Consider the following 13499-nt stretch of genomic DNA (forward strand, 5'->3'; position numbering starts at 1 on the left):
CCCGATATCGCCGAAACGGCGCAGGAGCCGGTTCACAGGCCAAGCCCCGCAAGTCGGGCATAGGCATCGCGGACGTGCGCGGGCGCACTGCTGCCCGCCGCGTTGAACATGCCTCGCAGCGTTTCGGCCATCGAGGTGCGCGGCGCGGATTGCGCGCCGGCCTCCGCCGCAGCCTCGCGGAATGCGCGCGCGATCGGCCCGGACGGCGCCTGCGCCGCGCCAGAGGCATAAGTGGATGCGTAAGCGGGGGCTCCATCCCAGCCCTCTCCATCGAAGCCGCCTTCCATCGCGCCTGCCATCTTGGCACGCATGAGGTCCATCACCCCGCCGAGGCTGCGCGGCGAAGAACCGCCTGCGCCGTTCTGGAAGAAGATCGAACGATTGGCCGCGGCCGCAGCCGGCAGGATCGATGCCGCGCTCTGCGAGGGGTCTGCAGCGAGCGCCGAGAGGAATTGTCCCGCGCCTGCCGAACCGAGGAAATGCGCGAGATAGAGCTCGGCGGAATCCGGCTTCCGGCCTAGCCGCGCCGTCAGGTCGGCGCGGTTGTCGTTCGCGAGTTCGGCCGCCATGAGCGCGGAGGCATCGGCATCGTAGCGCAGACCCATAATCTGCGCGCGGGTGCCGGGGTCGGAAAGCCCGCCGCCGCTGATCGCCTGCTGGACCCAGGCCATGCCGTGGTCCGCAGCGTGTCGGCCCAGCGTGTTCAGCCAGGTGCCGTTCGTGAACTGGAACAGTCCCGCCGCGCTGGAAGTATCGGCGTGCGCGCCCGGATCGAGGCTCGATTCCAGGCGGGCCTGCGCCATCAGGTACTGGAAGTCGACCCCGGTTGCCTGCGCCGCGCGCGCGATCGCGCGCGCGCGCCATTCCCCTGCGCACGGGCACTGCCGCCCGCGCCGACAATTCCGGCACTCGTGACTTGTGCCTCGCTCAATGTGAAACTCCCGTTCCGATTGGTTCGGGAGCCCCTTCCGCAAGGCACGTGCCAGTTTCGGCAAGGCCCGTGCCGGATGGATCTTTTACCGGCGGGCTCAGGCGCGGCCGGCCACGAGCGCGTAGTTCGCACCGGCCCGGTAGAGCTGCGGCGCGCCCGTCAGCATGTTGAGGCGGGTGGCGACATTGGCGGCTATGATGTTGCGAACCTGACGATTTATCTCGTTCAGCCGCCGCGCCGCTTCCAGCAGGCTCCGGCACTCCTCGTCGATTTCCGCCGCCTCGACGGCATCAAGCGAGCCGCAAAGACGGTCCTTGTCGCGGGTGGCGCCGATGATGGCGTCAAGATCCAGCCCGGCAAGCGCTTGCCGCTCGCCTTCGAGAACGGCAAGCATCTGCCGCAGGATCTCGCGCAGTTCGGTGCCGCCCGCATCCGCTGCCGAAGCCGGGCCTCCGCCAGCCCGCCGGGTCATTCCTTATGACTCCTCAGCAACACGCCTGCCGCAATCATGGCATCGGCGATCTGGGTGGGGATCACCGGATAAGTGCCGTTCTCCACCGCCTTGCGGATCTCCGCCACGCGGTCCGTATCGACCGGCACGCTGCCGGGATCGAGCGCCGAGGAAGCATCCACGGTGGGGCTGTCGGACCAGGCCGCGAGGCTCGTGGTCTGCTGGCTTGCCGTGCCGCTGGCACGTGCGAACCGGGCGTTGATCGCGCTCAGGGCGCTTGTTGATCCCACTTCGATGGGCGGCATGGTCTGGCTCCTGGAAAATTCGTTTCCCTCAAGGACGGCGCCCGGACGAAACTGTTAAGGGGCGGCCGCGGGATTTTCCCGCAAGCAGCGAACCCGGCGCTTTTGCGAGGTTAAGGCAGCTGCAAGGAAACGAGACCCGGCCGGACGATCTGCGCGTGCATTTCCGCAGGCCGCCCTTTGCCCACCACCACCGGACGCACCCGGATCCACGCACCGATTGTGCCGCTTTCAAGCGCCTCGCCGGGCTGAGACACCGAAAAGCCGTCACCCTCGACGGCGATGGACACGGCATCGCCCCGCTTCACTGCCAGTGCCGCCGGGGCGTCGGGAGCCGCCGGGCCTGCGCGGCGCACCGGAACGAAGAGGCGCCAGCCATCGGGATCGCCGCATTGCACGAGCACGCTGTCCTGCGCCGCGCTGCGCCATGACAGGGCAAGGCCGGTGCGGCAGGGCCTGAGCTTGAGGCGGCGATCCACCGGCGTGGCCGCACCGCCGACCGCACCCACCGGAAAGCCGGTGAACACGGCAACCTGGCGGTCCACCGCATCGAGATCGGCAAAGCCACCCAAGGCCGTTCCAGCGGCAAGGAGCAGGGCGGCAATCATCTAAATCCTGTCATCGGGGGCGCTCTCCTTCGCCGGGGGTCTTCCTCCTTTCCAGCAAGGTTCGTGCCATGGCCCCGGCCGCGCCTTGCGATGCGGCGACATCGAACGCGAGGACCACCCGGGCAGGCCCCTCGCCCGGTTCGACGACGATCCGTGCTTCACGCCCCGCCGCGCCCGCTTCGCGCGCCAGCCGCCCCGCCTCCGACATCGCCCGCGCCAGATCGCCGGATGCGGGACCGTAAGGCGCGGCCACAGTCAGGCGCTGGCGCGGATCGCCCGCCTGCTGCGCCAGCCAGCGGGCGAGCGGCGGAGCGCCGGGCGCGGCGATGTAGACCGCCAGCGGCGTTTCCCTCCGGCGAGGAAGCCGAAGCGGCGGCAGGTGCCTCGCGAAGCTCGGCCCGCTCCACTTTCGCTTTCCGGAGATGATCCTGCTGGCGACTGATGGCGGCAGCGGAGATCATGAAAAGGATGAGCGAGAGATCGGCCAGCGAAGTCTGCCAGCTCGCGGCGGTGCGTGCGCTCACGAATGCGCCTCCGCCACTTCGCGCCCGGCACGCCCGGCATGTTCGGCGCGCTCAGTGCTGGGGAGCGCGTCGGCGACCTGGCCTTCCAGCCAGTCTATCACCGTCTGCCGGTCCCGCTCCTCGTCAGCCGCACGGCGCGCCACCACCCGGGCCAACGGCGTGAACAGGAGGTTACCGAGCAGCAGCCCGTAAAGCGTCGTCAGCACCGCCATCGAGATGGCGACGGAAAAGTCCGCTTCGGGCTGATCGAGCGGCGGAAGCTGGTTCAACGCGACGAGCGTGCCCGCCAGCCCGAAAACCGGCGAAAGGTCCGCCGCCTGGATGAAAGTGCGCACCGCGCGCTGGCTCCTTTCGATGCGGCGGCGTTTGTGTGCGGCATGCGCCAGTTGCAGCGCGCCGAGCGAGCGGCTGCCGATCAGCATGGCGGTCGCCTCGTCGAACTCGGCATCGCCGGTGGCGGCAGGCTGGGATCGGATCACCCCGTCCCGCCGGATCTCCTGCACCTGCACCGCCATCTCCGCCCGCGCGCGCTCGGGATCGAAGGGGCGGCGAAACAGGGCGGCGAGCACCCCTGCGGCGGTAATGCAATCGCTCAGCCCGCAGCGCAGGATCGTGGCGATCACGGTGCCTCCCACCACGATCAAGGCGCTGGCGGGGTCCAGAAGATGTTCGGGCTGCATGGCGGGCGCTTCTCCTTCTCACCCGCAGAACGGCAGTTTTCGCGGAGTTTCAGCCCCGGACGCGCCTTGCCGCAAAACCGGCAAACCCTTGCCGCCCGACAGGCCCGCCCCTGCCCGGGCCGCAGCGGAGAAAGCCGGGAAATCCGCGCTTGGGCGGGTTGGCACACCCCTTGCGGTGAAAAGCGGCGAACACTCTCTGGAGCTGCAACACCATGCCACAGGACCTGTTCGGGATTCATGCCGCCGCACTGGAGCTTCGCTCGCAGCGCATGGGCCTGATCGCCTCGAACATCGCCAATGCCGCCACGCCCGGATACAAGGCGCGCGACATCGATTTCACCGCCGCCCTGCGCTCGGCGGAGCGCGGCGTCGGCCTTGCCGATGCCGCCGAAGGCGCCGCGCTCTACCGTGTGCCGGTCATGCCCTCGCTCGACGGCAATACGGTAGAGCTCCAGAACGAGCAGCTCGCCTTTTCCGAGAACGCGGTGGGCTATTCGGCCACGCTCCAGTTCATCCGGGGGCGGGTCGAAACCGTCACCCGCGCGCTGAAGGGCGAGTGACGATGCCCGCCAGCCGCGAACCGATGACGATGTTCACCCTCGCCCAGCGCGGCATGTCCGCGCAGCTCGTGCGGATGAACGCCGCCGCCTCCAACCTCGCCAATGCGGGGACCGTCTCGGGCAGCGAGGAACAGGCCTACAAGCCGATCCGCACCGTTTTCGCCGAAGACCTCGACCAGGCCAGCGGCCTCGCCTCGGTTTCCGTGCAGGGCGTGATGCGGGAAGGCGCCGCCGCCGTGCGCCAGCACAGCCCCGACCATCCGCTCGCCGATGCGAACGGCGATGTCTGGACCGCTCCGGTCGATGAGAACGCGGAGATGGTCGAAATGCTCGAAGCCTCGCGCCAGTACCAGAACCTGGTCGAGGCCCTCTCCACCGCGAAGCAGCTCATGCTCGACACGATGAGGCTGAAATGACCGTTATCACCACCAATGCCGTTACATCGGCCGCGAGCACCGCCTCGACCTCGAGCGGAAAGACCTCGCTGGGCGATCTCGACCAGGGCGATTTCCTGAAGCTGATGCTGGCGCAGATGAAGCAGCAGGACCCGTTCGACCCGATGGACCAGACCCAGATGCTCGCCCAGATGGCGCAGTTCTCGTCCCTCGCCGGCACGACCGAGATGGCGGACACGCTCAAGGCCATCTCCTCCAAGCTCGATACCCTCGTAAGCGCGCAGAACGCCACGCAGGCGGCGATCGCCGCGCTGGCCGCCAGCGGCAACTGACCCCCGTTTCCAGGAGAATCCGATGTCCTTCTACACTTCCCTCACCGGGCTGAAGAACGCCCAGACCGACCTCAACGTCATCTCGAACAACATCGCCAATGCCGAGACTTCCGGTTTCAAGAAGAGCAACACCGCCTTCGCCGACATCGTCTCATCCTCGATCCTGACCGACCCCACGCTGACCACCGGCATCGGCGCCCGAGTCGCCTCGATCAAGCAGGACTTCGGCCTCGGCGCGATGGAGCAGACCGGATCGGCACTCGACGTGGCGATCAACGGCGAGGGCTTCTTCACCGTCGCCTCGCCGCTTTCCGGCGCGATCCAGTATACCCGCGCCGGTTCGTTCTCGGTGGACGGGGACGGCTATATCCACAATGCGCAGGGCGCCCGGCTCCAGGTCTTCCCGGTCGACGCCAGCGGCGCGGTTTCCGGCACGACCCCGCTTTCCGCGCAGATCCCGGCAACCAATGCCGCCGGTTCGGAATTCGCGGGCGTCACCATCGAGCCCACCGGCGAAGTCGTCGCGACATATGCCGATGCCTCGAACGTCACCATCGGCGTCGTCGCGCTGGCCTCGTTCATCGCGCCCAACGGGCTCAAGCAACTGGGCGACGCCTCATGGTCGGCCACCGGACGCTCCGGCGCGGCGACTTATGGCCAGCCGGGCTCCGGCCTCTACGGCAGCCTGCTCTCGGGCTCGATCGAGCGATCGAACGTCGATCTTTCGGAAGAGCTGGTCAGCCTGATCACCGCGCAGCGCAATTTCCAGGCCAATGCCAAGGCCGTGGATACCGCCTCGCAGATCTCGCAGACGATCATCAACCTGCGGACCTGATCGCAACCGCCATGGACCGCCTGATCTACACCGCCGTCTCGGGAATGAACGCCTCGCTCAACCGCGAGCGCGTGATCGCCGGCAACATGGCCAATTCGCAGACAATCGGCTTCCGCGCCGAGATCCTGCAGGCCACGCCGAACACACTGGAAGGGCCGCAGCTCGAAGTTCGGGCGCTTTCGGGCACCGAAGTCAGCGGCGCCTCGATGAAGGCCGGGACGGTGAACCGCACCGGCCAGCCGCTCGACGTGGCCATGCAGGGAGACTCCATGCTGACGGTGCAGGCAGGCGACGGCGGCGAAGCCTATACCCGTCGTGGCGACCTCTCGGTCACGGTGACGGGCGTGCTCCAGAACGGCGACGGCCTGCCCGTGCTGGGCGAGAGCGGCCCGATCACGCTGCCGCCGGGCTCCGGCGTCACCATCGCCCAGGACGGCGGCATCCTCATCACCGATCCCGCCACCCCCGGCGATCCGCCGCAGCGGGTGGACCGGCTAAAGCTGGTGGACCCCAGCGGATCGCAGATCGCCAAGGACCTGACCGGCGTGTTCCGGGTCGCGGGAGGCGGCGTGCTGCCGGAGGACGAGAACGCCAGCGTGATCCCCGGCGCGCTCGAAGGCTCCAACGTCTCTCCGTCGGAAGTGCTGACCGAGATGATCTCGGCCCAGCGCCTGTTCGACATGCGCACCAAGCTCGTCGAGACCGCCCGCCAGCTCGACGAAGGCAGTGTGCGCCTGATGCGCATCGATAGCTGAGGAAACCACGACAATGCCCACTTCCGCTCTACAGGTCGCCCGCACCGGGCTGGAGGCGCAGGACACGCGGATGCGCGTGATCGCCAACAACCTGGCCAACGTCAGCACCACCGCCTTCAAGAAGGATCGCGCCAACTTCGCCACGCTGGCCTACCAGGATTCCCGCGTGGCAGGCGCCCAGTCTTCGAGCGAGACCACTTACGCCACCGGGCTCAACCTCGGCACCGGCGTGGCGGTGCAGTCCACCAGCCGCATGGAGACGCAAGGCTCGCTCCAGACCACCGGCAATACCTTCGACCTCGCGCTCGATGGGCAGGGCTATTTCCAGATCGCCCTGCCCGGCGGCGAACTGGCCTATACCCGCGCGGGCAATTTCACCCGCTCGCCGCAGGGTGAGCTGGTCACGTCGCAGGGCTACCTGCTTCAGCCGCCGATCACCGTGCCCGAAGGCGCGACCTCGATCACGGTCTCGGAGGACGGCACGGTCTCGGCCCAGGTGGCCGGACAGACCGAACCGAGCGAGCTGGGCCAGATCAGCATCGCGCAGTTCACCAATCCGGCAGCGCTTCAGGCCGCCTCCGACAACTTCCTGCGCGAGACCGCCGCCAGCGGCCCGGTGCAGCTCGGCATCGCCGGAGAGGAAGGGCGCGGCATGATCCGGCAGGGGATGCTGGAAGGCTCGAACGTCAACATCGTCGAGGAGCTGGTCGACATGATCGAGACCCAGCGCGCCTACGAGATCAATTCGAAGATGATCTCGGCGGTGGACGAGATGCTGCGCAACGCGAACCAGACGTTGTGATGGCCATGGGTCGCACATTCCTGCTGGCCTCGGCGGCGTTCATGGCCATTGCCGCGCCGCCGGTATTCGCAAAGAAGCCCCCCAGGCCCTCGGGCTTCGAGCCGACGCTTCCCGTACCGCCCGCCGCGCAGCCGCAGGCGGCCACGGGCGGCATCTTCAGCGTCTCGGCCGGCTATGCCCCGCTTTACGGCGGCACCCGCGCGGCGCGCGTGGGCGATCCGCTGACGATCCTGCTGGTGGAATCGACCACCGCCGCCAAGACCGCCGGCTCCAAGAGCCAGAAAGGCGGCGGCGCCTCGATCACCCCGCCGACATCGGGGCCGCTGTCGTTCCTCAACCCCAATGCCCTTAACGCCAGCTCATCCTCGACGTTCAATGGTCAGGGCAGCGCCACGCAGACCAGTTCGCTGAGTTCCGTGCTGTCCGTGACCATTGCCGAACTGCGCCCCAACGGGACCGCGCTCGTGAGAGGAGAGAAGAAGATGCTCGTCAGCCAGGGAGACGAATGGGTCCGGTTCTCCGGCATCGTCCGCCTCGCCGACATCGACGAGGACAATACCGTCGCCTCGACGCGCATCGCCGACGCTCATATCGAATATACCGGCAAAGGCGCCATCATGCGCAGCGGCCGCCAGGGCTGGCTCGGCCAGTTCTTCAACATGATCTCGCCGTTCTGATGACCATGGCCTCCCTCTCCCGGCGCTGGCTGCCCACGCTGATCGCGGCCCTCGTGGTCCTGCTGATCGTGTTCCTCGCACCCGTCCATGCCCATGCCGAGCGCGTGCGCGACCTTGGCCAGTTCCAGGGCGTGCGCTCGAACCAGCTCACCGGCTACGGCGTGGTCGTCGGCCTGCCGGGCACCGGGGACGACAATCTCGAATATACGACACAGGCGATGAAGGGCGTCTCGGGCCGCATGGGGCTGACGCTGCCGCCCGGCATCTCGCCCGGCCTCAAGAACGCCGCCGCCGTCATGGTCACGGCGGACCTGCCCGCCTTCGCCAAGCCCGGTCAGCGCATCGACGTGACCGTCTCCACGATCGGCAAGGCCAAGAGCCTGCGCGGCGGGGCGCTGATCCTCACCCCGCTCTATGGTGCAGACGGGCAGATCTACGCCATGGCGCAGGGCAACCTCGCGGTCGGCGGGCTCGGCGTCTCGGCGCGCGACGGTTCGAACGTGACCATCAACATCCCGACCGTGGGCCGCATCGCCGAAGGCGGCAGCGTCGAACGCGCGGTCGCCACCGGCTTCGAGGACGGCAGCACGCTGCGCTGGAACCTCTTCACGTCCGACTTCCTGACCGCCGCCCGCGTGCGCGATGCGATCAACATGCGCCTGCCCGGAACCGCCACCGTCGAGGACGGCGTGACCGTGGCCCTGCGCCTGCCCGCCGAGGCCGATACCCGCGCCTCGATGATGGCGGCGATCGAGATGATCGATGTCGACCCCGCCTAAACGCCGGCGCGCGTCATCATCAACAGCCGCACCGGCACGGTCGTCATCAACTCGGCCGTGCGCCTGTCGCCCGCCGCGATCAGCCATGGCAAGCTCACCGTGCGCATCCAGGAAAACCCCACGGTCGTCCAGCCCGCGCCGTTCAGCCGGGGCCGTACCGAAGTGGAGGAGCATTCCGCGATCACCACTGACGAGGAGAAGCGCTCGGTCGCCCTGTTCAGGGGCGGGGCCTCGCTCTCGCGCGTGGTCGATGCGCTCAACCTGCTGGGCGTTACCCCTTCGGACCTCGTGGCGATCCTGGAAGCGCTGAAGCAGGCCGGCGCCCTGAAAGCCGAAATGGTAGTGATATGAGCACGATTCCCTCCACTCTCCCGGGCATGAAGATCGCGCCCGGCGCCACCGACCGCGAAAAGCTGGCCGCCACCGCCCGGCAGTTCGAGGCCATGTTCGTGCGCCAGATGCTGGCCGAGGCGCGCAAGAGCCACTTCGGCGGCGAGCAGCTTTTCTCCAGCCAGGCGCTCGATACCTTCAACCAGATGCAGGACGAGCATTTTGCCGACGTGACCGCGCAAAGCGGCGTGCTGGGCCTCGCCAGGATCATCGAGGACCAGATGGCGCGGTTCGTGGCCGGATCCTCGTCATCCCCGGGACAAGCGCCTTCAGCGAGCGACGCACCCTCCGATACCGCATCTTCCGCTCATGCCGAAGCGAAGGCGAAGTAAGCCATGGCCGCCGACCTCATCACCATCGCCCGCTCCGGCACTCGCGCCGCCAAGGCCGCGCTGGACGTGACCGCGCAGAACATCGCCAACGCCTCGTCCGAAGGCTATGTCCGCCGCAGCATCTCGCTGTCCGAACTGGCGATCAATTCGGTCGCCTCCTCGCCGGGCGCGCTCAACCTCGCGGGCGTTCGCGTTACCGGGATCGTGCGCAATGCGGACATGTTCCGCCAGTCCGAAGTGCGCCGCACCGGCTCGGACGCCGCCCGCGCCGGCGCCGAAGTGCAGGGTCTGGAGAATATCGAAAGCGCGGTCGAGCAGACCGGCGTCTACGATGCGATCGTGGATTTCGAAGCCGCGCTGAAGCAACTCCTGTCCGACCCTACCGACGGTTCGCTGCGCGCCTCGGCGCTGGAGCAGGGCCGCACGCTGGCGCAGACCTTCAACACGGCCGCCTCCAGCCTCGACGCGGTGGGCCAGGGCCTGCGCTTCGAGGCGCAGGACGGGGTCGATTCGGTCAACACCACTGCCGCCGAACTGGCGCGCGTCAACTTGCGCCTCGCCCGCGCATCCGACGCATCGAGCGACCAGACCAGCCTGCTGGACCAGCGCGATTCCCTGCTGGAGAAGCTGAGCGGGCAAGTGGACATCTCCACCACGTTCGCATCGGACGGCTCGGTCCAGGTGCGGATCGGCGGTGCGGGCGGCCCGAGCCTCGTGAGCGGCGGCAGCGCCGCGCCCCTCGCCATGGCCACCGCCGCGGACGGCACGATCTCGTTCACGCTGGGCGGTGCGGCGGCAACGCTTTCCTCGGGCGCGCTGGCGGGCAAGGGACAGGCGCTGACCGAGCTCGCCGCCGTGCACGACCAGCTCGATGCCATTGCCTCGGGCGTGATCTCGACGCTCAATACCGCGCAAACCGCGGGCGCCGACCTTGCCGGGGCAAGCGGCCAGCCGATGTTCTCCGGCACCGACGCATCGACCATGGCGATCGCCCTCGCCAGCGGCAGCCAGATCGCGACCGCTCCCGCAGGCTCGGGCGCCAACAGCCGTGACACCTCCAACCTCGTCGCCATGCGCAGCGCGCTGGACAGTGCCGATCCGGCCGGTGCCATGGACACCCTGCTGTTCGGGATTTCCAGTGCCGTCGCCGGGCGCACCGTCACCCGCGATGCTCTGGAATCCATCGCCGGGACCGCCAAGGTCGCGCTCCAGGCACAGGCGGGCGTCGATCTCGACGAGGAGGCCATCAACCTCACCCGCTTCCAGCAGGCCTATCAGGCTTCGGGCCGGGTCATGCAGGTCGCTTCCGACATCTTCGATTCCATCCTCGCCATCAGGTAACCGCGCAATGTCGATCGTATCCACCAGCACCAGCGCCTTCTTCGAGCGCGCCCGCCGCGACATGAAGGACCTGCGCACGCAGGCCGAGAACTATCAGGCGCAGATGTCGAGCGGCAGCAAGCTGGAACGGTCCTCGGACAATCCGGTGGCCGCATCGCGCCTGCGCTCGCTGGCGCGGCAGGAGAAGCTCTCCGGGATTGACCAGACCAACGCCAACCGTGCCAACGCCGACCTGTCGCTTGCCGATGCCGCCATGTCCGACATGGCCGATGCGCTGATCCGCGCGCAGGAACTCGCCACGCAGGCGGCCAGCGCCACCCTGCCCGATACGCAGCGCGCCTCGATCGGGCAGGAGCTGGACCAGATCTTCAGCAACCTCGTCGCCCTTGCCAATGCGCGGGATTCGAGCGGCCATGCCCTGTTCGGCGGCGAAAGCGCGGGTGATGCCTATGCGCTCGATGCCTCCGGCAATGCCGTCTACGTCGGCACCGCAAGTTCCGCCGAACTGCCGCTGGGTGCGGGGCAGAGCGTGACCCGCTCGATCACCGGGCCCGCCTTCCTCTCGTTCAACGCCGCAGGCGGCAGCACGACCGACCTCATGGCGGTGGTGAAAAATCTGGCCGCCGCGCTTCAGGGCGCCTCGGCCGATCCGGCAGGCGCGGCGGGCAATGCACTGGCCGACCTCAAGACCGGGCTCGACACGCTGACCACCGGCCAAACCGTGATCGGCACCCGCCTCGCCTGGATCGAGGTGACCGACGACCGCCGCGTCAACCTGTCCGAACTGCGTTCCTCGGAAGAAGCGGACCTCGGCAGCACCGATCTCGCCACCACGCTCGCCCAGCTTCAGGAAACCATGACCGTGCTGGAGGCCAGCCAGGCCAGCTTCTCCCGGCTCGCCTCGCTCAACCTGTTCGACCAGCTGACCTGAGCCGCCTTCCGCATCCGGTCTGCGGGGGCAGGCCGGACACCGCCTGACAGGGGACTTCCTTCATGTTCGTAATCATCGGCGTCGTCATTCTGCTGGTGATGGTTTTCGGCGGCTTTGCGATCACCGGCGGCGCGCTGGGCCCGGTGCTGGAAGCGATCCCGCATGAAATGCTCATCATCGGCGGCGCCGCCGTGGGCGCGATTGTCACCGGCAACTCGATGCACGAGATCAAGGCGCTGGGCAGCGGCCTCGGCAAGGTCTTCAAGGGGGCCCGCCACAACCGGCAGGATCATATCGACGCCATCATCCTGACCACGCGGCTGATGAAGATCCTGCGCTCGGAAGGACCGGTGGCGCTGGAAAGCCATGTGAACGAGCCCGAGGTTTCCCCGCTGTTCGCCGAATTCCCGCGCCTGCTGGCGAACAAGCCGCTCATTCACCTGATCTGCGACACCCTGACCCTGATCGTCGTCTCTTCCGGCACGCTGGAAGTCCACGCGGTGGAAGACGTGATGGACAATGCGATGAAGACGCATTTCCACGAGATCCACGAACCGCAGCACGCCCTCCAGGGCCTTGCCGATGCGCTGCCCGCGCTCGGTATCGTCGCTGCCGTTCTGGGCGTGGTGAAGACCATGGGCTCGATCGACAAGCCGCCCTCGATCCTGGGCGCGATGATCGGCTCGGCGCTGGTCGGCACGTTCATGGGCGTGCTCCTGGCCTATGGCATCGTCTCCCCCTTGGCCGGACGGCTCAAGCAGGTGCTGGAGCAGGACGAGCAGATCTTCCAGGCGGTGAAGCAGGTCATCATCGCCAGCCTGCACGGCTGGCCGCAGCCGCTGGTGGTGGAATCGGCACGCTCAGGCCTTGGCCACGCCTTCCGCCCCGGCCTTTCCGAACTGCTCGACGCGATGAGGGGCCGCTGACATGGCAATCAGGAAGAAGCCCGAACCGCCCCGGCCGATCATCGTCAAGAAGATCACCATGGTCGCCGCCGGGCATCATGGCGGTGCCTGGAAAGTCGCCTATGCCGACTTCGTGACCGCCATGATGGCCTTCTTCCTGCTTCTGTGGATACTGGGCGCCACCACCGAGAAGCAGCGGCGCGGCATTGCCGACTATTTCACCCCCACGCTGGTCAAGACCAAGCAGGGCAGCGCCGGATCGGGCCAGGGCGTGCTCGGCGGCGCTTCGCTGACCCAGGTGGACAACTACCCCTTCAAGGCCGGGCAGACCGGCACGAAGACCCTCACCATCCCGCGCGATGCCACCGGCGGGCCGAAGGAGGGCGGCAGCAAGATCAAGCGCAGCTCGCGCGCCAAGGAGGCGCTGCAAAAGAAGCTCGCCTCCACCGAGCGCCTGCGCCGCCTCGCCAGGCAGGTCCGCATGGTGGACACGACGCAGGGCGTACGGATCGACATGGTGGACGATGCCAATTTCTCGATGTTCCGGCTCGGTACCACGATCCTCACCCCGCAGGCCGTCGAACTGCTCTCGGCGATCTCGCAGGCGATCGGCACCGAAGCAGGTGGAGGCGGCGGCCCGCTGACGATCCGGGGCCACACCGATGCCCTGCCCTACAAGCAGGGAATTCCCGGCAACAACTGGTCGCTTTCGGCCGGGCGCGCCGAAGCGACCCGTCAGCAACTGATCCGCGACGGCGTGGAACCCGCCCGGTTCAGGCGGATCGAAGGCGTGGCCGATACCGAACTGCTGATCCCCGCCGATCCGCATGACCCGCGCAACCGGCGCATCTCGATCACGCTGGCGGACTAAGGGTCAGGACCCATTAATCACGCCTGCGAGGTTTGAATCAAAATGGCTCAGAGCGAGGAAGGAAGGCGTAGTAATATGTCTATATTTCAAGCCTTTCT

At 67.8% G+C, this 13499-nt stretch carries 18 protein-coding genes and 1 pseudogene; 13 read left to right on the top strand and 6 right to left on the bottom strand.

Translation table 11 applies throughout. The features are described 5' to 3' along the window. Positions 1-32: 32 nt before the first annotated feature. The 6 genes from ADT71_RS10485 to ADT71_RS10510 form a co-directional block, all read right to left on the bottom strand. Entirely contained in the window at positions 33-803 is a 771-nt protein-coding gene (locus ADT71_RS10485) for a hypothetical protein (protein ID WP_054436629.1), read from the bottom strand. A 225-nt stretch (positions 804-1028) separates the two neighbouring features. Next, on the bottom strand, positions 1029-1403 hold the full coding sequence (locus ADT71_RS10490) for a flagellar protein FlgN (RefSeq protein WP_324698050.1): 375 nt from the start codon (positions 1401-1403) through the stop codon (positions 1029-1031). Then, positions 1400-1687 carry a flagellar biosynthesis anti-sigma factor FlgM gene (gene flgM / locus ADT71_RS10495; protein WP_054436630.1) on the bottom strand — a complete coding sequence of 96 codons (288 nt, stop codon included), beginning with the start codon at positions 1685-1687 and terminating at the stop codon, positions 1400-1402. The genes ADT71_RS10490 and flgM overlap by 4 nt, the downstream gene beginning before the upstream one ends. A 110-nt stretch (positions 1688-1797) precedes the next feature. After that, positions 1798-2292: a flagella basal body P-ring formation protein FlgA gene (locus ADT71_RS10500; RefSeq protein WP_054436632.1), complete on the bottom strand. Its 495-nt coding sequence runs from the start codon at positions 2290-2292 to the stop codon at positions 1798-1800. Between the two features lie 10 nt (positions 2293-2302). Beyond that, positions 2303-2545, bottom strand: a complete 243-nt coding sequence (locus ADT71_RS10505) for a hypothetical protein (RefSeq protein WP_054436634.1) — start codon at positions 2543-2545, stop codon at positions 2303-2305. Between the two features lie 267 nt (positions 2546-2812). After that, complete coding sequence (locus tag ADT71_RS10510) at positions 2813-3496, bottom strand: MotA/TolQ/ExbB proton channel family protein (RefSeq protein WP_082370276.1); 684 nt, start codon at positions 3494-3496, stop codon at positions 2813-2815. A gap of 212 nt (positions 3497-3708) precedes the next feature. Between ADT71_RS10510 and flgB the strand changes: the two genes are divergently transcribed. The 13 genes and pseudogenes from flgB (at position 3709) to ADT71_RS10575 (ending at position 13401) form a co-directional block, all read left to right on the top strand. After that, positions 3709-4056, top strand: coding sequence for a flagellar basal body rod protein FlgB (gene flgB / locus ADT71_RS10515; protein ID WP_054436636.1), 348 nt, complete (start codon positions 3709-3711; stop codon positions 4054-4056). 2 nt (positions 4057-4058) lie between these two features. Continuing rightward, on the top strand, positions 4059-4472 hold the full coding sequence (gene flgC / locus ADT71_RS10520) for a flagellar basal body rod protein FlgC (protein ID WP_054436638.1): 414 nt from the start codon (positions 4059-4061) through the stop codon (positions 4470-4472). Further along, a complete protein-coding gene (locus ADT71_RS10525) occupies positions 4469-4783 on the top strand; it encodes a flagellar hook assembly protein FlgD (protein WP_054436640.1) in 315 nt (104 codons plus the stop codon). Before flgC ends, ADT71_RS10525 begins: the two co-directional genes overlap by 4 nt. Positions 4784-4805: 22 nt before the next feature. Next, entirely contained in the window at positions 4806-5618 is an 813-nt protein-coding gene (locus ADT71_RS10530) for a flagellar hook-basal body protein (RefSeq protein ID WP_054436642.1), read from the top strand. Positions 5619-5629: 11 nt separating this feature from the next. After that, the gene (locus ADT71_RS10535; RefSeq protein ID WP_054436644.1) at positions 5630-6373 is read left to right on the top strand and encodes a flagellar basal body rod protein FlgF; all 744 of its coding nucleotides are present in this window, start codon (positions 5630-5632) and stop codon (positions 6371-6373) included. Between the two features lie 13 nt (positions 6374-6386). Then, positions 6387-7175, top strand: coding sequence for a flagellar basal-body rod protein FlgG (flgG, locus tag ADT71_RS10540; RefSeq protein ID WP_054436646.1), 789 nt, complete (start codon positions 6387-6389; stop codon positions 7173-7175). After that, positions 7175-7852, top strand: coding sequence for a flagellar basal body L-ring protein FlgH (locus ADT71_RS10545; RefSeq protein ID WP_231635793.1), 678 nt, complete (start codon positions 7175-7177; stop codon positions 7850-7852). The genes flgG and ADT71_RS10545 overlap by 1 nt, the downstream gene beginning before the upstream one ends. 5 nt (positions 7853-7857) lie before the next feature. Further along, positions 7858-8982: pseudogene (locus tag ADT71_RS10550) on the top strand (flagellar basal body P-ring protein FlgI). Next, entirely contained in the window at positions 8979-9353 is a 375-nt protein-coding gene (locus tag ADT71_RS10555; RefSeq protein WP_082370277.1) for a rod-binding protein, read from the top strand. Before ADT71_RS10550 ends, ADT71_RS10555 begins: the two are co-directional and overlap by 4 nt. A gap of 3 nt (positions 9354-9356) precedes the next feature. Further along, entirely contained in the window at positions 9357-10694 is a 1338-nt protein-coding gene (flgK, locus tag ADT71_RS10560) for a flagellar hook-associated protein FlgK (protein WP_054436648.1), read from the top strand. Positions 10695-10701: 7 nt separating this feature from the next. Further along, positions 10702-11625: a flagellar biosynthesis protein FlgL gene (locus ADT71_RS10565; RefSeq protein WP_054436650.1), complete on the top strand. Its 924-nt coding sequence runs from the start codon at positions 10702-10704 to the stop codon at positions 11623-11625. A 62-nt stretch (positions 11626-11687) separates the two neighbouring features. Beyond that, complete coding sequence (gene motA / locus ADT71_RS10570) at positions 11688-12551, top strand: flagellar motor stator protein MotA (RefSeq protein ID WP_054436652.1); 864 nt, start codon at positions 11688-11690, stop codon at positions 12549-12551. A 1-nt stretch (position 12552) separates the two neighbouring features. Continuing rightward, a complete protein-coding gene (locus ADT71_RS10575) occupies positions 12553-13401 on the top strand; it encodes a flagellar motor protein MotB (protein ID WP_054436654.1) in 849 nt (282 codons plus the stop codon). Positions 13402-13499 lie beyond the last annotated feature (98 nt).

It is taken from the genome of Novosphingobium sp. ST904 (assembly GCF_001298105.1).
Lineage (GTDB): Bacteria > Pseudomonadota > Alphaproteobacteria > Sphingomonadales > Sphingomonadaceae > Novosphingobium.